This window comes from Streptomyces sp. NPDC058145 (assembly GCF_042884245.1).
GTDB lineage: Bacteria > Actinomycetota > Actinomycetes > Streptomycetales > Streptomycetaceae > Streptomyces.
On record NZ_JBHVUH010000015.1, the window covers coordinates 44,635 to 64,697 of the forward strand.

The 20,063-nt window shown below is 76.0% G+C and carries 1 protein-coding gene; it reads right to left on the reverse strand.

The genetic code is table 11. The annotated features are described in order from the left end of the window. Window positions 1-27 precede the first annotated feature (27 nt). Complete coding sequence (locus tag ACFVVO_RS30395) at window positions 28-20,058, reverse strand: non-ribosomal peptide synthase/polyketide synthase (RefSeq protein ID WP_390059172.1); 20,031 nt, start codon at window positions 20,056-20,058, stop codon at window positions 28-30. Window positions 20,059-20,063: the final 5 nt, after the last annotated feature.

The following is a 20,063-nucleotide window of genomic DNA, read 5'->3' on the forward strand; positions in this document are numbered from 1 at the left end:
GCGGTGCCTCGCGGGGCGGGAGTGTCGTCACCTGCCTCCCCGGGCGTGCCGGGCGAGGTGGCGCAGGGCCTCGGCGAACTCCTCGGCCACCCGGCGCACGGTCGCGGTGTCGTGGACGCCGGGCCGGTGGTGCCAGGTGAAGGCGAGCCGGCCGTGCTGCACCGCGCCCACCACCTCCACCGGGTGCGAGCCGGGGTCCCGGGGGTCGTGGTCCTGGCCGAAAGAGCCGTGTTCGGCGCGGACCAGGCCGCCGTCCGCGGTCTCGGGGCGGGCGTCCCACTGGCCGAGGTAGTTGAAGACCACCTGGCTGTGGGCGTGGGCACCGAGGCGCCCGCGGACTTCCGGGGTGCCGAAGGTGCGCAGGGCGCCGTAGCCGATGCCGTTGGCGGGTACGGCGCGCAGCTGGCGGCGCACCGACTTCACCAGGGACCGCCAGTCGCGGTCCGGTCCGGGCTCGCCGGGGTCGGGCACCTGGAGAGCGACCGGGTAGACGGTGGTGAACCAGCCGACGGTGCGCGAGAGGTCGACGCCGTCGAGCAGGTCCTCCCGGCCGTGGCCCTCCAGGTCCACGCGGACCCGGTCGTGTCCGGTCCAGCGGGCCAGCGCCAGGGCGAGGGCGGCGAGCAGCACGTCGTTGACCCGGGTGCGGTAGGCGGTGGGCGCGGAGCGCAGCAGGGCCGCGGTGTCGTCCTCGTCGAGTTCCACGCCGACCGTGGCGGCCGGTCCGGCCTCGGGTGCGGGGGCCGGGTCCGTCGGGGCCGGTTCGCCGGCCACCGCCTGCTCCCAGTGGGGCAGTTCGTGGTCGAGGCCGCCCTCGGCGACGTGGGTGGCAAGGCGCCGGGACCACTCGCGGAAGCTGGTGCCGCGCTCCCCCAGGGTGACCGGGTCGCCCTGGGCCGCCTGCCGGTAGGCGGTCTCCAGGTCGTCGCGCAGGATGCGCCAGGAGACCGCGTCCACCACCAGGTGGTGGGCGACGAGGAGGAGGAACGCGGGCCGGTCCGGGCCCCCGGTGAACAGCGCCGCCCGCAGTTGCGGGCCGTGGCTCAGGTCGAAGCTCGCGTGCAGTTCGTCGGCGGCCTTCGCCATGGCCGCGTCGGCGTCCTCGGCGGACAACCCGGTCAGGTCGTGCCGGACCAGGATGTCGTGACCGCCGGCGGGCGGCGGGTTGAACTGCCGCCAGCCGTTCTCGTACCGGGTGAACCGCATGCGCAGGGCGTCGTGATGCTCCAGCAGGGCGTCGAGCGCGGCGCGCAGCGCCCGCGGGTCGGGGGTGCCGTCGAGCTCCAGCAGCGCCGACTGGTTGAAGTGGTGGTGGGCCGCGCGGGGAGTGGTCAGGAACCACTCCTGGATCGGTGTGAGCGGCACCTCGCCGGTCACCGGGCCTTCGGCGGCACGCTGGGGCGCGGTGCGGACGACGGTGGCGAGTTCGGCGACGGTCTGGTGCGTGAACAGGTCCCGGGTGGCCACGTGCAGGCCGTCACGGCGCAGTCGCGAGACGACCTGCATGCTCAGGATGGAGTCGCCGCCGAGCGCGAAGAAGTTGTCGTCGGCACCGACCTCCTCGATGCCGAGCACGTCGGCCCAGATCCGGGCGACACGGCGTTCGACGTCGGTGCGCGGCGCGGTCCGCGGCCCGTCCGAGGCCTGGGCGGGCCCTGGCGCGGGCAGGGCCCGCCGGTCGGTCTTGCCGTTCTGGGTGAGCGGCAGCCGGTCGAGCGGGACGAAGACGGACGGCACCATGTGCGGGGGCAGCTCTCCGGCCAGGTGCAGCCGCAGGTCACCCACGGGCAGGGCGGTACCGGACGCTGCGCTACCGGGGGCCTCGGTTCCGGACGGTGCGGTGGCGGAGGGCTCGGCCGCGGACGGTTCGCCGGCGACGCGCTCGGGGCCGGCCGGCCGCGCCGGTACGACGTAGGCGACGAGCCGGGCCGGCGCGCCGGGTGTCTCCCCCGCACGGACGACGACCACGGCGTCCCGCACCAGGGGGCTGCGGCGCAGCGCGCCCTCTATCTCGCCGGGCTCGATGCGGAAGCCGCGCAGCTTGACCTGGTCGTCGGCGCGCCCGGCGAACCGGAGCCGGCCGTCGGCGGTCCAGCGGACCAGGTCCCCGGTGCGGTACATCCGCTCCCCCGGCGCGCCGAACGGGTCGGGCAGGAACCGCTGGGCGGTGAGTCCCGGCCGGCCCAGGTAGCCGCGGGCGAGGCCGGGCCCGGCGATGTACAGCTCGCCCGTCACCCCGGACGGTACGGGGCGCAGGGCGGCGTCGAGCACATGTACCCGGGTGCTGCCGGAGGGGCGGCCGATGGGCGGGGCGCCGGCACCGGAAGTCAGCGGGCCGGTCCAGGTGGCGACCACGGTGGCCTCGGTGGGGCCGTAGGAGTTGATCATCCGGCGGCCGGGGGCCCAGGTGTCGACCAGGTCGGCGGGGCAGGCCTCGGCGCCCACGATGAGGGTGCGCAGGTGGGGCAGGTCAGCGGCGGTCTCCGGCGGGACGGTGGCCAGCGCCGCGGGCGGGATCAGCGTGTGACTGATGCGCCGTTCGGTGAGCACCTCCGCCAGCCGTTCCCCGACCAGCGGCCCCTCCTCGCCCGTCACCAGGGCGGCCCCGCTGAGCAGGGAGACGCACAGTTCCAGCACGGAGGCGTCGAAGCTCGGGGAGGCGAACTGGAGCATCCGGTCGCCGGGGCCCGCCGCGTACCGCTCGGCGGCTGCCGCGGCGAAGGAGGCGAGGCCCCGGTGGGTGACGACGACACCCTTGGGGGTGCCGGTGGAGCCGGAGGTGTAGATGACGTAGGCGGGGTGGGCGGGGGTGAGCGCTGTGGTGCGGTCGGCGTCCGTGAGCGCCGCCTCGGACCCGTCGGCGGACCACACCTCGGCCGGGTCGCCGAGGACGAGGTGGGCGCCCGCGTCCCGGATCATGAACTCCCGCCGCTGCTCCGGGTAGTCGGGGTCCACGGGCAGGAACGCGCCGCCGGTCTTGGCGACGGCGAGCTGCGCCACCACCGTCGCCGCCGAACGGGGCAGCGCGAGGGCCACCACGCGCTCCGGTCCGACGCCGTCCCGGACGAGCCGGTGGGCCAGCCGGTTGGCGGCCCGGTCGATCTCCGCGTAGGTCAGCTCACGGTCGCCGTCGATCAGCGCCACGGCGTCCGGGGTACGGGCCGCCTGCCGTTCGAACAGCGCGGGCAGCGTGCTCTCGGGCACCGTGCGGAAGGTTCCCCGGCCCTGCTCCAGCAGGGTCTTCACCTCGTCGTCCGCGGTCAGCGGCAGCGCGCCGAGCGCGCGGCCGGGGTCCTCGGCGACGGCGTGCAGCAGGGCGCCGAGCTGCCCGGCCATCCGTTCGGCCGTGGCCGCGTCGAACAGGTCGGTGTTGTAGGTGAGCAGGCCGTGCAGGGATCCGGAGCCGCTCTCGGCGAACTCCAGGGTGAGGTCGAACGCGGCCTGCTCCGACTCCGACTCGACGTCGGTGACGTCCAGGCCGGGCAGGTCGAGGGCGGCGGCCGGGGTGTTCTGGAGGACGACCATCACCTGGAACAGCGGGCTGCGGCTGGTGTCGCGGACGGGTTGCACCTCGTCCACGACCCGTTCGAACGGCACGTCCTGGTGGGCGAAGGCGTCGAGGACGGTCCGCCGTACGTCGCCCAGGAACCCGGTGAAGGGCCGTTCGGCCTCGGCGCGGGAGCGCAGCACCAGGGTGTTGACGAAGAACCCGACGAGGGACTGGGTCTCGGGCCGGTCACGGCCGGAGGTGACGGTGCCCACGGCGATGTCCTCGGTGCCGGAGAGCCGGGCGAGGTAGGCCTGCGCGGCGGCGACCAGCGTGGTGAAAAGGGTGGTGCCGTGGTCCCGGGCGAGCCGGGAGAGCCGCCGTACGGTCGGGGCGGGCACCACCAGGCGGGTGGTCGCGCCGGCGCTGGTGCGCACCGGCGGCCGGGGCCGGTCGGTGGGCAGCTCCAGTGGTGCGATGTCGGCGAGTTGCTCCTTCCAGTAGGCGAGGTGCTCGCCGGCTTCGGTGTCACCGGCCGTGCGCTGCCAGTGGGCGTAGTCGGCGTACTGCACCGGCAGCGGCGGCAGATCCGTCCTCTCGGCGCCGAGTTCGGCGCGGTAGAGGTGGGCGAGGTCGCCGAGCAGCACGGAGGTGGACCAGCCGTCGGTGACGATGTGGTGCAGCGCGAGGGTGAGTACGTGGTCGTGCCCGGCGAGCCGGACCAGGCCGGCCCGCAGCAGCGGGCCCTCGCGCAGGTCGAAGGGGCGGGCGCGCTCCTCGGCGAGCAGGCGGCGCAGCGCCGGTTCCCGTTCCGCGTCGGCGAGCCGGGTCAGTTCGTGCACGGGCAGCGGCACGTCGGACGGCGGGTGGACGCGCTGGACGCCGTGCCCGTCGACGCTGTCGAAGGTGGTGCGCAGCGACTCGTGCCGGGCCACCACGGCGGCGAGGGCGGCACGGAGCGCGCCGGTGTCCAGGGTGCCGCGCAGCCGCAGGGCGAGCGCGGTGACGTACTCGGCGCCACCGGGATCGAACTCGTGCAGGAACCACAGGCGTTGCTGGGCGTGGGACATCGGCGCGACCGCGTCCCGGGCCACCGGGACGAGCGCCGGGCGGCCGGAACCCCGCCGGTCGCCGAGCAGGCGGGCCAGGGCGGCCGGTGTCGGATGGGCGAACACCGCGCGTGGCGTGAGGTCGGTGTCGAAGGCCTCGGCGAGGCGGGAGGCGAGCCGGATGCTGAGGATCGAGTCGCCGCCCAACTGGAAGAAGTCGTCCTCCACGCCGGGCGGTTCGCTGCCCAGCACCTCGCCGAAGACGGCCGCCGTGCGGCGCTCGGCCTCGGTGCGCGGCTCGACCCGCGTACGCCCCGGTACGGCGTCCGGTGCGGGCAGGGCGGCCCGGTCGACCTTGCCGTTCCGGCTGAGCGGGAGGGCGGTGAGCGGGACGACGGCGGCCGGTACGAGATAGTCGGGCAGGGTGCGGGCGGCGAAGGCCCGCAGTTCCTCGCCGTCCCGGCCGGCCGGTCCTACGACGTAGGCCACGAGCCGCTTGGCGCCCGGGCGGTCCTCGCGGGCCAGGACGGCCACGTCCACGACGTCCGGGTGGGCGGCGAGCGCGGCCTCGACCTCACCGGGCTCCACGCGGAAGCCGCGGATCTTCACCTGGTCGTCGGCGCGGCCGAGGAACTCGACGGTTCCGTCCGGGCGCCGCCGGGCCAGGTCGCCGGTGCGGTACATGCGGGCGCCGGGCCCGCCGAGCGGGGCGGCGAGGAAGCGGGCGGCGGTGTCGCCGGGGCGGCCCAGGTAGCCGCGGGCTACGCCCTCGCCGGCCAGGTACAGCTCGCCCGGGCAGCCGGGCGGTACGGGCCGCAGCCGGGCGTCGAGCACGAGCGCCCGCATGTCGTCCAGCGGCCGGCCGATGGGGACCGTGTCAGGCACCGCCGCCGGGTCGGTGAGGGCGCAGGAGGTCGCGAAGGTGGTGGTCTCGGTGGGCCCGTAGCCGTCCACCACGGTCAGGCCGGGGCAGGCGGCCAGCACCCGGCGCACGGCCGGTGCCGGTACGACGTCACCGCCGGTCCACACCTGTGCGAGGCCCCGGAAGCAGTCGGGGGCGTCCTGGGCGAGCAGCCGGAACAGGCCCGCGGTCAGCCACACCGCGGTCAGTCCGCCGTCGGCGGCCAGCCGGCGCAGCAGGGTGGCGTCGACGCTCTCGCCCGGGGCCACGACCACGCAGCCGCCGTTGAGGAGCGGCGCCCACACCTCGAAGGTGGCGGCGTCGAAGGCCACCGCCGAGTGCAGCAGCACCCGGTCGCACACACCGCCGGCGAACCGGCTGTCGGTGGCCAGCGCCGCCACGTCACGGTGCCGCACCGCGACGGCCTTGGGCAGGCCGGTGGACCCGGAGGTGAACATGACGTACGCCAGCCGGTCGGGCTCGACGGCCGGCATCGGCTCTGCCAGGGGTCCGGCCGCGCGCGCCGGCGGCGTCCCCTCCCCCAGGGCCCCGGCGCGCGCGGCCGTCACCTCCGCGGCGGTGAGCCGGAGGGTCGCGCCCGCCTGGGCCAGCAGGGTGCGCCGGCGCTCCTCGGGCGCGCGGGTGTCGACGGGGAGGTAGGCGCCGCCGGCCAGGAGCACGGCGAGCTGGGCGACGACCAGTTCGGCGGAGCGGTCCATCAGCAGCGCCACCCGGTCCTCGGGGGCGAGCCCGCCGGCCAGCAACCGTCCCGCCAGCGCGTGGGCCCAGTCGTCGAGCTGACGGTACGTCAGTGGACGTTCACCGTCGTGGACCGCGACCGCGTCCGGCGTGCGGCGGGCCTGTTCGGCGAACAGGTCCACGGGGCTGCGCGGGGCGGCCCGGCGGGCGGTGGTGTTCCAGGCGGCCAGCAGCTCGCGGTCGGCTGCGGTGAGCAGGTCCAGGTCGGTCAGATCGGTGTCGAACCCGTCGGCGAGGGCGGTGAGCAGTCCGGCCAGCCGGTCCGCGGCGCGCTCGGCGGTGGCGGGGTCGAACAGGGCGGGGTCGTAGGCGAGGTCGAAGCCGAGCCGTCCGGCCAGGTGGGCGCGGAGGCACCAGGGGAAGGTGGTGGCGTCGTCCGCGCGCACCTCCTCGACCCGGACGCCCGTGCGGGCCGTCGCCGACTCGTCCACCGGGTAGTTCTCGAACACCACCATGCTGTCGAACAGCGCTTCGCCGACGGGGACTTCGGCGACGGCCCGGATGCGGGGCAGGGCGAGGAAGTCGAAGCGGCGGGCGTCGCTCTGGCGTTCCTGGAGGTCGCGCAGCCACGGCAGCACCGGCCCGGCGGGTATGCGGACCCGGGTGGGTACCGTGTTGATGAACATGCCGATCATGCCTTCGACGCCGGGCAGTTCGGCCGGGCGGCCGGAGACGGTGGTGCCGAACACCACGTCGTCCCGCCCGCTGGAGCGGGCCAGCAGCAGCGCCCAGGCGCCCTCCACCACGGTGTTCACGGTCACTCCGGCGCGGGCGGCGGTCTCCCGCAGCCGCCCCGAGACCTCGGCGTCCAGCTCGTGGTGGACGGCGGCGGCGGAGCGGGCGCGGTGGGCCTCGGCGGGCGTGCGGTCGTACGGCAGCGGGGTGCGGGCGGTGAACCCGGCGAGGGCGTCGGCCCAGTGCCGTTCGGCCGCCGTCTCGTCCTGCTCGCGCAGCCAGCGCAGGAAGTCCGCGAAGGGCCGCCGGGCCGGGGGCCTCGGGTCCGGGCCTCCGGTGAGCGCCGCGTAGCGTTCGCACACTTCGGTGAGCAGCTGCCCGGTGCTCCAGCCGTCGAGGGCGATGTGGTGGGTGGACCACACGAGCAGCACCTCGTCGCCGGGCAGCGCGGCCAGGGTGAGCCGGGTGAGCGGCGCGGTGGTGAGGTCCATGCCGGCCGCGCGGTCCGCGGTGAGCAGCCGCTCGGTGGCCTCGGCACGCTCGGCGGGGGTGGACGCACGCCAGTCGAGGTGGGTGACGGGGAGTTCGGCGCGGCGGTGGACCACCTGGACCGGGTGCGGCAGACCGTGCCAGTGGACGCTGGTGCGCAGCGCCTGGGTGCGGTCGGCGACCTGCTGCCAGGCGGCGGCGAAGGCCTGGGGGTCGGCGACTCCGGACAGTGTGACGGCCGTACGGTCGAAGTAGGCGTGCTCGGTGTCCATGAGGCCGTGGAAGAGCATGCCGGACTGGAGCGGGGTCAGCGGCAGGACGTCCTCCACGTGCCGGCCGGTGCCGACGAGCCGGTCGAGCTGGTCCTGTCCGAGGCCGGCGAGCGGGAAGTCGGAGGGGGTGCGGCCGCCCGCCTCGGCTCCGGCGCAGTGCTCCACGATCTGCCGCAGGGCCGCGAGGGTGTCCTCGGCGAGTCGGCGGACGGTGGCCCGGTCGTAGACGGCGGGCGGGTAGGTCCAGCCGAGTTCGAGGCGGCCCTGCTGGACCACGCCGGTGATGTCCAGGAGGTAGGGCCGTGTCTCGTCCGGGTCGGTGTCCCGGCCGGCCGGGGGCAGCGCGCCGCGAAGCAGGCCGCCGGTGCCTGCGCCGCCCGTGTCCCACTGGCCGTGGTAGTTGAAGCCGACCTGCGGGGCCGGAGCCGCGGCGAGCGGGCTGCCGGGCACGAGGTGGCGCAGGGCGCCGTGGCTCAGGCCGTGCAGCGGCACCGCGCGCAGTTGTTCCTTGACCGAGCGGAGGGTGTCGTGCCAGCCGGCGTCCGGGGCGACGCGCAGGGCGAGCGGGAACTCGGCGGTGAACCAGCCGACGGTCCGGGACAGGTCCACGTCCGCGAACAGCTCCTCCCGGCCATGGCCCTCGACGCCCAGCAGGACCGTGTCACGTCCGCACCAGCGGGCCAGGGTGCGGCCGAGGGCGCTGAGCAGGACGTCGTTGACCTGGGTGCGGTAGGTCCCGGGGACCTTGCGCAGGAGGGCGTCGGTCGTCTCCGCGTCCAGGGTGACCGTGAGGGTGTCCGCGGTGCCGTGGGTGTTCGGGCCGGGCTGTCCGGCGGGCAGTCCGGCCGGAGCCGCCGCGGTGCGCGTCCAGTACGGCAGGTCGGCGTCGAGGGCGCCGGAGCGGGTGTGCCGGTCGAGCCGGGCGGCCCAGTGGGTGTAGGAGGTGCCGGTGGCGGGCAGTTCGACGGGCCGGCCGGCCGCCGCCGCCCGGTGGGCGGTCTCCAGGTCCGCGAGCAGGATGCGCCAGGAGACGCCGTCGATGACCAGGTGGTGTGCGGTGACGACCAGTTGTCCCGACCGGCCCGGGCCGCGGTCGAAGAACAGCACGCGGACGACCCGTCCGGTGGTGGGGTCGAGGGCGGCCTGCGCCTCGTCCGTGAGCCGCTGGACCTCGGTCTCCAGCGCCGTGTCGTCCGGCGCGGACACGTCGTGCCGGGTGAAGACGGTGTCCGGTGCCTGGGGCAGGACTTCCTGACGCAGGCCGTCGGCGGTGCGGTGGAACCGGGTGCGCAGGGCGGCGTGGTGGCGTACGAGGGCGTCGGTTGCGGCCCGCAGCGCCGATCCGTCGGTGCCGGGGGCGAGTTCCAGGCGCTGGGTCATGGTGAACCGGAGCGGCCGGCCGGGTTCGCGGCCGTCCAGGTACCAGTGCTGGATCGGGGTGAGCGGCGCCTCGGCCGGCTCATCGGCCGCATCCCGGCTCGGGGCCGACTCGGTCACGCACAGGGCGAGTTCGGCGACGGTCTGGTGGCGGAAGACGTCCTTGGTGGTGAGGGCGAGTCCGGCCTGCCGGGCACGGGAGACGATCTGGATGCTCAGGATGGAGTCGCCGCCGAGCGCGAAGAAGTTGTCGCGGGCGCCGACGCGTTCGACACCGAGCACCTCCGCCCAGATCGCGGCCAGGCGCTCCTCGGTGCCGGGCCGGGGGGCGACGTAGGGGGTGGCGCTGTCGGGCTGTGCGGGCGGGGCCGGCAGGGCGCGCCGGTCGGTCTTGCCGCTGGTGGTCCGCGGAACGCGGTCGAGCGGGACGAACGCGGCGGGCACCATGTGGTCGGGCAGGGTGCGGCGCAGGGCGAGGCGCAGGGCGTCGGCGGACGGGACACGGCCGGCGGCGGGCACCACGTAGCCGACGAGCATGAGCCGGCCGGCATGCTCGCGGGCGGTGACGGCGGCGTCGGCGACGTCGGGGTGGTCCAGGAGGGCGGCCTCCACCTCGCCGGGTTCGATGCGGAACCCGCGGATCTTGACCTGCTCGTCCACCCGGCCCAGGAACTCCAGCAGTCCGTCCCGGTCCCAGCGGGCCCGGTCGCCGGTGCGGTACATGCGCTCCCCGGGTGCCCCGAACAGGTCGGGGACGAAGCGGGCGGCGGTGAGGCCGGGGCGGTTCAGATAGCCGCGGGCCACCTGGGCACCGGCCAGATACAGCTCGCCGGGTGTCCCGGGCGGTACCGGGCGAAGGGCGCCGTCGAGGACGTAGGCGCGCAGGTTGCCGCCGGGGCGGCCGATGACCGGGCGGTCGGGCAGGTCTGCGCGGCGGCCGTAGACGGCGTCGACGGTGGTCTCGGTGGGGCCGTACATGTTGTAGGCCGCCACGCCCAGTTCCCGTTCGGCGCGCAGGAGTTCACGCCAGCCGGCCGGGGTGACGGCCTCACCTCCGACGAGCAGCAGGCGCGGGTGGTGGCGGCCGGGGGCGAGCAGGCCGGCGGCGGTCAGTTCGCGCAGGAAGGACGGGGTGACGTTGACCAGGTCGAGGCGGTCGCCGGCGACCTGGGCGCAGAACGCCTGCGGGTCCAGGCGGGTGTCCTCGTCGATCAGATGGACCTCGTGGCCGAGGGCGAGAAGCAGCGGCCCTTCCCAGGAGGTGTCGAAGGAGAAGGAGGCGCTGAGCGCGGCCCGCAGCCGCCGTCCGCCGGTGGTGTGCGGAGCGAGCAGACCCGCGCGGTGGTCCTGGCAGAGGTTGACCAGCTGCCGGTGTTCGACGGCGACGCCCTTGGGGCGGCCGGTGGAGCCGGAGGTGTAGACGATGTAGGCGGTGTGCTGCGGCAGCAGTGGCCGGACGCGGTCGGTGTCGGCCGGGTCGTGGGCGGGCAGCCGGTCCCAGGGCACTGCGGCGAGGTCGGTCAACAGGGTGTGCGGTCGGGCGTCGGCGAGGAGGAACTCCTGCCGTTCCCGGGGGAGTTCGGGGTCGAGGCAGAGCAGGGTGGCGCCCGCCTTGAGGACGGCGAGCAGCGTCACCATCAGGTCGCAGGTGCGTGGGAGCCGTACGGCGACCACGTCCTCGGGACCGGCGCCCCGGGCGATGAGGTGGTGGGCGAGCCGGTTGGCCCGCGTGTTCAGCGCGGCGAAGTCCAGGGTGGTGCCGCGGGCGGCCAGGGCGGTGTGCCCCGGGGTGCGGGCGGCCTGGGACTCGAACAGGGCCGGGAAGGTGGTGTCGGGCTCGGGCAGCCGGGCGCCCTGCCCGTGGCGCAGGACCTGGCGCCGCTCGTCCTCGGTCATCAGCGGCAGGCGGCCGACGGCCTGCCCGGGATCCTCGGCGGCGGCCTCCAGCAGGGTGCGCAGCCGGTCGGCCAGCCGTGCCGCGGTGTCGGCGTCGAACAGGCCGGTGTTGTACTCCAGGTGCCCGGTGAGGCCGTCGTCGCCCTCCACGAAGTCGAAGGCGAGGTCGAAGGTGGCGGTGCGGACCGGCGGGGTGACCGGCTCCGCCGTCAGACCGGACAGCCGGGGCGGCTCGGCGCCGAGGTTGTGCAGGGCGACCATGACCTGGAACAGCGGGGTGCGGCTGGTGTCCCGCTCGGGCTGGAGGGCGTCCACCACACGCTCGAAGGGGACCTCCTGGTGGGCGAACGCCTCCAGGACGGTCGTGCGCACCTCGGCCAGCAGCTGCCGGAAGGACAGGCCGGGACGGATCCGGGCACGCAGCACCAGCGTGTTGACGAACATACCGACCACGTCGTGCAGTTCCGGGCGTTCGCGGCCGGCGGTGACGGTGCCGACGGTGACGTCCTCCTGGCCCGCCCAGCGGGCGAGCAGGGTCTGGCAGGCCGCCACCAGGGCCATGTAGAGGGTCGCGTCGGCCTCCCGTGCCCGTTCGCGCAGCCGCTCGGTCAGCGCGGCGGGCAGGGTGAAGGTCACCAGGGCGCCGTCGCGGGTACGGACGGCCGGGCGTGGCCGGTCGGTGGGCAGCTCCAGCGGGGTCACGCCGTCCAGGGCGCGGCGCCAGTGGGCGAGTTCGGCCTCGGCGCGGTCGGCACGGGAGCGCTGCCAGGCGGCGAAGTCACGGTAGCGGACGGGAATCTCGGGCAGCTCGGGGCCGCGGTCCGACAGGGCCGCCCCGTACATCTCGCCCAGGTCGCGGGCCAGTACGCCGAAGGACCAGCCGTCGGTGACGATGTGGTGCACGGCCAGGACGAGGACGTGCTCGTCGGCGGCGAGGCGCGCCAGGCGGGCCCGCAGCAGGGGCCCGGTGGCCAGGTCGAAGGGCATGGCGGCCTCCCGGTCCAGGAGGCCGTCCAGGGCGGCACCGTGCGGGAGGTCCGTCACCGGCAGGTCCACGGACCGGGGCGGGTGGACGATCTGCCGGGCCTGGCCGTCCTGTTCGGTGAACGTGGTGCGCAGCGCCTCGTGCCGGACGACGAGGCCGTCCAGGGCGGTCCGCAGGGCGGCGACGTCGAGCGGTCCGCGCAGCCGGAGCACCGACAGAGTCGTGTACTCGGTGCTGCCCGGTTCGAAGCGGTCGAGGAACCAGAGGCGTTGCTGCGCGTACGACAGCGGCGCCGGGGCGTCGGGGGCGGCGGCCGGAATGGTGTCGGCGGTGTCCCCGTCGCCGGGTTCGCCCAGGGCGGCGGCGAGGTCGGACAGTGTGGAGTGGGTGAACAGAAGCCGGGGTGAGACGTCCGTGCCGAAGGCGGCACGCAGCCGGGAGGTGACCCGGACGGCCAGGATGGAGTCGCCGCCGAGGGCGAAGAAGTCGTCGTCGGCGCCGACCTCGTCCGTGTCCAGCACATCCGTCCAGGCGGCGGCGACCAGCCGTTCGGCGGGGGTGCGCGGCGGAGTCCGGGGGCCGTCGGCGGCGAACCCGTCCGGGCCGGGCGCGGGCAGGGCGCGCCGGTCGAGCTTGCCGTTGACGGTGAGCGGCAGCGCGGCCATCGGCACATAGGCGGCCGGCACCATGTGCGCGGGCAGCAGCCCCTCGAGGTGGGCGCGAAGCTCGGCGGCGGACGGGGGCGGTACGGCGCGGTCGCCGGTGCCGGTGCCGGTGCCGGTGCCGACGATGTGGGCGACCAGCCGGCGCGTCCCGGCGGTGTCCTCGTACACACCGACGGTGGCGGCGCCGACCCCCGGGTGGCTGTGCAGGGCGGCCTCGATCTCGCCGGGCTCGATGCGGTAGCCGCGGATCTTCACCTGCTGGTCGGCGCGGCCCAGGTACTCCAGCGTGCCGTCGGCCCGCCAGCGGGCCCGGTCCCCCGTCCGGTACATGCGCGTACCGGGCCGGCCGAAGGGGTCGGCGAGGAAGCGGGTCGCGGTCAGGCCGGGCCGGTTCAGATAGCCGCGCGCCAGCCCCTCGCCGGCGACGAACAGCTCCCCGACGGCACCCGGCGGCACCGGCTGCAGAGTGTCGTCGAGGACGTAGAGCCGCAGGTCGGGGATGCCGGTGCCGATGGGGCTCGCGGTGTCGGCCCGGGCGGTGGAGCGGTCGAGGGCGGCGTAGGTGACGTGCACGGTGGTCTCGGTGATGCCGTACATGTTCACCAGGCGGGGCGCGGTGTCGGGGTGGCGGGCGTACCAGTCGGCGAGCCGGCCGACGTCGAGGGCCTCGCCACCGAAGATCACCGTGCGCAGGGCCAGCCGCGCGCCGACGTCGCGGAGTCGGTCGTCCGCGCGGATCAGCGGCTGGAACGCGGACGGGGTCTGGTTGAGGACGGTGACCTGCTCGTCGGCGAGCAGGCGCAGGAAGTCCTCCGGGGAGCGGGCGGTGTCCTCGGGGACGATCACGAGCCGGCCGCCGTGCAGCAGCGGGCCCCACAGTTCCCACACCGAGAAGTCGAAGGCGTAGGAGTGGAACATGGTCCACACGTCGTCGGGCCCGAAGCCGAACCAGTGCCGGGTGCGGCTGAACAGGCGGACCACGTTGGCGTGCGGGACGACGACGCCCTTGGGTCGGCCGGTGGAGCCGGAGGTGTAGATGGCGTAGGCGGGGCTCTCGGGCAGCGCGCGGCGGGCCGGGCCGGCGGCCGGCCGGCGGGCCAGGTCGGCGCGCACGTCCGGGTCGTCCAGCAGCAGGCGGGGGACGTCCGGGCCGGCCGCGCCCTGCCGGGTGGTGACGAGTGCCACCGGTCCGGCGTCGGCGAGCAGGTGCCGGACGCGCTCCGCGGGCAGCTTCGGGTCGATGGGCAGGTAGGCGGCGCCGGTTCTGAGGACGGCGAGGACAGCCACGACGAGGTCGGTGGAGCGGGGCAGCGCGAGGGCCACGAACCTCTCGGGTCCGGCGCCGAGTTCGGCGAGCCGGTGGGCGAGGCGGCCCGCCCGCGCCTCCAGGGTGGCGTAGTCGAGCCGCTCGTCGCCGCAGGTGACGGCCACGGCGTCGGGGGTGCGGGCGGCCTGGGCGGCGAAGAGGGCGTCCAGGGTGTCGGCGGGCCGTCCTTCCTCGGTGCCGTTCCAGTCGGCCAGCATCCGACGCCGTTCCCCGGCGGTGGTCCAGGCCAGGTCGCGCACGGGCCGGCCGGGCTCGTCGGCCAGCTCGGTGAGCAGCAGGCACAGCCGGCCGGCGAGGTCGCGTACGGTCGTGGCGTCGAACAGCTCGGGGTCGTAGGCGAGGTCGAAGCCGAACCGCTCGCCCTGGTAGGCCCGAAGCACCAGCGGGTAGTTGGTGGCGTCCCGCGAGGAGACGTCCGCGAGGCGTATCCCGGTGGTGGCCGAACGCGCCTCGTCGAAGGGGTAGTTCTCGAAGGCCACCATGCTGTCGAAGAGCGCGCTGCCGGCGGGCACGTCGCTGAGCGAGGTCAGTTCGGCGAGGGACACCGCCGCGAACCGCCGCGCCTCGGCCTGTTCCTCCTGGAGTTCCCTGAGCCACGCGACGGCGCTACGGCCGCCGTCCACGCGCACGCGGGTGGGCAGGGTGTTGATGAACATGCCCACCATCGACTCGCCGCCGGGCAGGTCGTCGGGGCGCCCGGAGACGGTGGTCCCGAACAGCACGTCCCGCTCGGCGCTGTAACGGGACAGCAGCAGCGCCCAGGCGCCCTGCACCACGGTGCCGAGGGTGAGTCCGGCCGTCCGGGCGGTGCGGGCCAGCCGGGCGGAGACCTCGTCGGACAGCGCGGCCGTGTGCACGCCCGCGGAGCGGGTCTCGTGCCCCGGGCGCCGGAGGCGGTCTACGGGCAGCGGGGTGGGCGTGGCGAACCCGTCGAGGACGGTCCGCCAGTGCGCGTGCGCGGCCGCGGAGTCCTGGTCGGCCAGCCAGCGCACATAGTCGCCGAACGGCCGGCGCGCCGGGGGCCGGGGTGCGGCGCCGGTGGTGAGGGCCGCGTACTCCTCGAACACCTCGGTGAGCACCTGGGCCAGGCTCCAGCCGTCCAGGATCAGGTGGTGGGAGGTCCACAGCAGGTGCATCCGGGCGTCGGGCAGCCGGACGAGGGTGAGCCGCATCAGGGGTGCCGTGCCGAGGTCGAGCCCGCGTGCGAGGTCGTCGGCGCGCAGCCGCGCCAGCCGCTCGGCCCGCTCCGCCTCCCCCGGCTCCCGCCAGTCCAGATGGGTGATCGGAACGTCGACCCGACGGTGTACGACCTGGAGGGGCACCGGTACGCCCTCCCACACCACCGAGGTACGCAGGGCGGGGGTGCGGTCGGTCACCCGCTGCCAGGCCAGGGCGAGGGCGCCGGGGTCGGTCACCCCGTCCAGCAGCAGCGCGGCCTGGTCCACGTACACGTCGTCGGGGCCGCCGACCAGCCGGTGGAAGAGCATGCCCTCCTGGAGCGGGGTGAGCGGCAGCAGATCCTCGACGTCCCGGCCGTCGCCGGCGAGGCGGTCCACGCCGGCCTGGTCCAGGCGGGCCAGCGGGAAGTCGGAGGGGGTACGGCCGCCCGCGCCGGGACGGGCGCAGTGCGCGGCGATGGCGGCGAGCGCCCGCCCCATGCCCTCGGCCAGGTCCCGGACGGTGCCCTCCCGGTGCACCTGGTCGCTGTAGTGCCAGGTGATCTCCAGCTCGCCGTCGGCCACCAGGGCGGACACGTCGAGCAGGTGGTCCAGCGGCGCGCCGGGGTCCATGTCCCGGCCGGGTACGTCGGCGACCGGCGCGAAGTCGCCTCCGGCGGGCGCCTCCCACTGGCCGTGGTAGGTGAAGCACACCTGCGGGAGCGGCCGTTCGCCGAGGGCGCGGGCCTCGGGCCGGGGCGAGCCGAGGTGGCCCAGCGCCTGGTAGCCCAGGCCGCGGCGGGGCACGGCCCGCAGCCGTTCCTTGACGGACTTGAGGGTGGTGCCCCAGTCGTCCGGGCCCGCCGGGGCCAGGGTGACCGGGTACTGGGTGGTGAACCAGCCGACCGTGCGGGACAGATCGGCGCCCTCGGCCAGGTCCTCCTCCCGGCCGTGTCCCTCCAGGGCGACGGTCACCCGGTCGGCGCCGGTCCAGTCGGCCAGCACCCGGCCCAGCGCGCTCAGCAGCACGTCGTTGACCTGGGTGCGATACACGCCCGGTACGCGGCGCAGCAGGGCCTCGGTGGTCTCCCGGTCCACCCGGGTGCGGACCGTGCGCACGGACCCGGCGAGCGGGGTGCCGGGCAGGTCGACGGGGAGCGGGGTGCGCGGCAGCGCGGCTTCCTCGGTCCAGTGGACCAGGTCGTCGTCGAGGTCGCCGGCCCGGACCCGGTCGGCCAGGGTGTGCGCCCAGTCGGCGAACGGGGTGCGCTCGGGTTCCGGCCGGGGGTCCTCGCCCGCCGCCGCCCGCCGGTAGGCCTGTTCCAGGTCGGCGAGCAGCACCCGCCAGGAGACGCTGTCGACCGCCAGGTGGTGGGCGGTGAGGAACAGCCGCGGACGTTCCCCGCCGGTCAGCAGGGCCGCCCGCAGCAGTACCCCGGTGCCCGGGTCCAGGGCGGCGCGGGCGGCCTCCGCGGCCTCGGCGGGCGGGGTCCCGGGGTCGTGGCGGGTCAGGAGTCCGGTGGCCGGGCCGGTGCCGGGGTGCTGCACCCAGGTGCCGTCGGTGCGGGTGAAGCGGGTGCGCAGGGCCGGGTGGCGGGCCACCACGGCGTCCAGCGCCCGGTCCAGGGCCCGCTCGTCGAGGTCGTACGGCAGGTCGAGGAGCATCGACATGCTGAAGTGCCGCAGCGGTCCGTGCGTGGCGAAGAACCACTCCTGCACGGGGGTGAGCGGGGCGGGTCCGTCCTCGTGCGGGCGCCGGGGCGACGCGGGCACGGCGGCCGTACGCCGGGACGCGGCGGCGGCCAGGTCGGCGACCGTCTGGTGCCGGAAGACGTCCTGCGATCCGATGCCCAGGCCGGCGGCGCGGGCGCGGGAGACGGCCTGGATGCTCAGGATCGAGTCGCCGCCCAGCTCGAAGAAGTTGTCCGTGACACCCACCCGGGTCACCCCGAGGACCTCGGCCCAGATACCGGCGAGGGTCTCCTCGCCGGGGGTGCGCGGGGCGACGAACTCGCGCTCCTCGGCGGTGTTCTCCGGGGCCGGCAGGGCGCGGCGGTCCAGCTTGCCGCTGGTGGTCAGCGGCAGCGCGTCCAGCGAGGTGAACGAGGACGGCACCAGGGCGTCGGGCAGCACCTCGCGCAGGGCCGCCCGCAGGTCGGCGGAGACGGGCCGGGGCGCGCCGGGCGCCGGGACGACGTAGGCGGCGAGGCGGGTGTGGCCGTGCGGGTCGGGCACGGCGACGACCGCGGCGGCGGCGACGCCGGGCACCGCGAGCAGCGCGGCCTCGATCTCGCCGGGCTCGATGCGGTGGCCGCGCACCTTGACCTGGTCGTCGGCGCGCCCGAGGTAGTCGAGGCGGCCGTCGGCGGTCCAGCGGGCCAGGTCGCCGGTGCGGTACATCCGCTCCCCCGGGCCGCCGAACGGGTCGGGCAGGAACCGGGCCGCGGTCAGGCCCGGCCGGCCGGCGTAGCCCCGGGCGAGCTGCGCGCCCGCGAGGTGGAGCTCGCCGCCGACACCGGGCGGCACCGGCTGGAGCCGGTCGTCCAGCACGTACGCCCGCACCCCGGGCAGGGGGCGGCCCACCAGGGGGCGGTCCCCGCCGTCGATGCGGCAGGACAGCGCGTCGACCGTGCACTCGGTGGGGCCGTAGAAGTTGTGGGCCGCCACGTCCGGGTGGGCGGCCAGCTCACGCCAGAGCGCCGTCCCGACCGCCTCGCCGCCGAGCATGAGGACCCGGGGGCGGTGCCGGGGATCGGTGAGCAGGCCGGCGGGCAGCAGCTGGCGCAGGTAGGACGGGGTGACGTCGAGGAAGTCGACGCGGTGTGCGACGACGTACTCGACCAGGGCGGCCGGGTCCATCCGGGTGACCTCGTCGACCAGGTGCAGCGGGTGGCCGTCGGCCATCAGCAGGACGCCTTCGAGGGAGGTGTCGAAGGAGAAGGCGGCGGTGAGCGCGACCCGCAGCGGGCCGCCGCCCGCCTCGGCGACGAAGCCGGCCCGGTGGGCGGCCAGCAGGTGGGCCGCCGCGCGGTGGGACACGGCGACGCCCTTGGGGCGGCCGGTGGAGCCGGAGGTGTAGATGACGTACGCGGTGTGGTCCGGGTCCAGCGGGGCGCGCCGGTCGGCGTCGGTGGGGTCGGTGTCCGGGGCGGTCGCGGGCACGGCGCGCAGGGCCGCCTCGTCCAGCACCAGGGCCGGGCGGGCGTCGTCCAGCAGGAACCGCACCCGCTCCTCCGGCAGGGCCGGGTCCAGCGGGAGATAGCCCGCGCCGGACTTCCAGACCGCGAGGATCGCCACGATCATGTCGGCGGTACGCGGGAGCCGGAGCGCGACCAGCCGTTCGGGGCCGGCGCCCCGGGCGACGAGGTGGTGGGCGAGCCGGTTGGCGCGCGCGTTGAGCGTGCCGTAGTCCAGCTCTTCGCCGCCCGCGACGAGGGCGAGGGCGTCGGGGGTCCGGGCCGCGCGGCGCTCGAACAGCCCGGGGTACATGGTGTCGGCCACCGGCAGGGGGGCGGGGTTCCAGTCGTGGACGACCCGCCGGGTCTCCTCGTCGGACAGCAGGGGCAGGCTGCCCAGCGGGCTGTCCGGGGCGTCGCAGGCGCCCTCCAGCAGGCGCAGGAGCTGTCCGGCCATCCGCTCGGCCGTGGCCGCGTCGAACAGGTCTGTGCGGTACTCCAGCAGGCCGGTCAGGCCGTCCCCGTCCGGCACGAACTCGATGCTCAGGTCGAAGGTGGACGCCTGCCGGGGCACGGTGACCGGGGTGGTGGCGAGCCCGCGGGGGGCGGAGGCGGCGGGCGGGTCGGGGTGCAGCAGGACCATCACGTCGAACAGCGGGTTGCGGCCGGCCTCGCGGGGCGCGCCCACCGCCTCCACGATCCGCTCGAACGGCGTGTCGCCGTGGGCGAAGGCGTCGCCCACCGTCTCGGCCGCCCCTGCCAGCAGGTCGCGGAAGGACCCGGAGGTGTCCACGGGGGTACGCAGCACGACGGTGTTGACGAAGAAGCCGACGGTCCGTTCGAGGTCGGTGCGGGGCCGGCCCGGCGTGAGGGAGCCGACGGTGATGTCGTCCTGGCCGGACCAGCGGGCCAGCAGCGCCTGGGCGGCGGCGACCAGGGCGGTGTGCAGGGTGCTGTGCCGCTCCCTGGCGAGGTCGCGCAGGCGCGTGGCCACGCGGGCCGGTACGGCGAAGGTGTGGACGGCGCCCTCGCCCGCCTCCACGCCGCGCCGCGGCCGGTCCAGGGGCAGCTCGGGTGCCACCGACCCGGCCAGCTTCCCCTTCCAGTGGGCGAGTTCGCCTTCGAGGCGGGCGCCCGAGAGCTGGGCGCGCTGCCACACCGCGAAGTCCGGGTACTGCGTGGCAACCGGGGGCAGCTCCGGTACGGCGCCGTGCGCGAGGGCGTCGTAGGCGGCGCACAGCTCGTCCAGGACGACGCCCATCGACCAGCCGTCCGTGATGATGTGATGGGCCGTCAGCAGCAGGACGTGCGAGGCCGCGGACTCGCGCAGCAGCAGGGCGCGCAGCAGGGGCCCGTGCCGCAGGTCGAAGGGCCGGGAGTACTCCGCCAGCAGGTCCGCGTCCAGGTCGCCGGCGTCGCGGACCGGCAGCGGTACCGGGCCCGCCGGGCGCACGCGCTGCACCGGGCGGCCGTCGGTCTCCTCGAAGGTGGTGCGCAGGGCCTCGTGCCGGGCCACGACGGCGACCAGCGCCGCCCGCAGGGCCTCGTGGTCCGGTGCGCCGGTGAGGCGGACCGCGACCGCGCTGTTGTAGCGGGCGTCGCCGGGCCGCAGCCGGTCCAGGAACCACAGGCGCTGCTGCGCGAACGACAGCGGCAGCGGGCGGTCCCGGTCGGCGCGCGGGATGCCGGGGCGGGCGGCCGGGGCGGAACCGCCGGCCCGGCCGGCGAGCCGCCGCCGCAGCGCGTCCCGCAGTTCGTCGGGCAGGGCCTCGGCGCGGTCCCGGAGGGAGGGGCGGCCGGGGCGCGGGGAGCCGGAGGGGTGCGAAGGGGTCGAAGACGTCATGATCG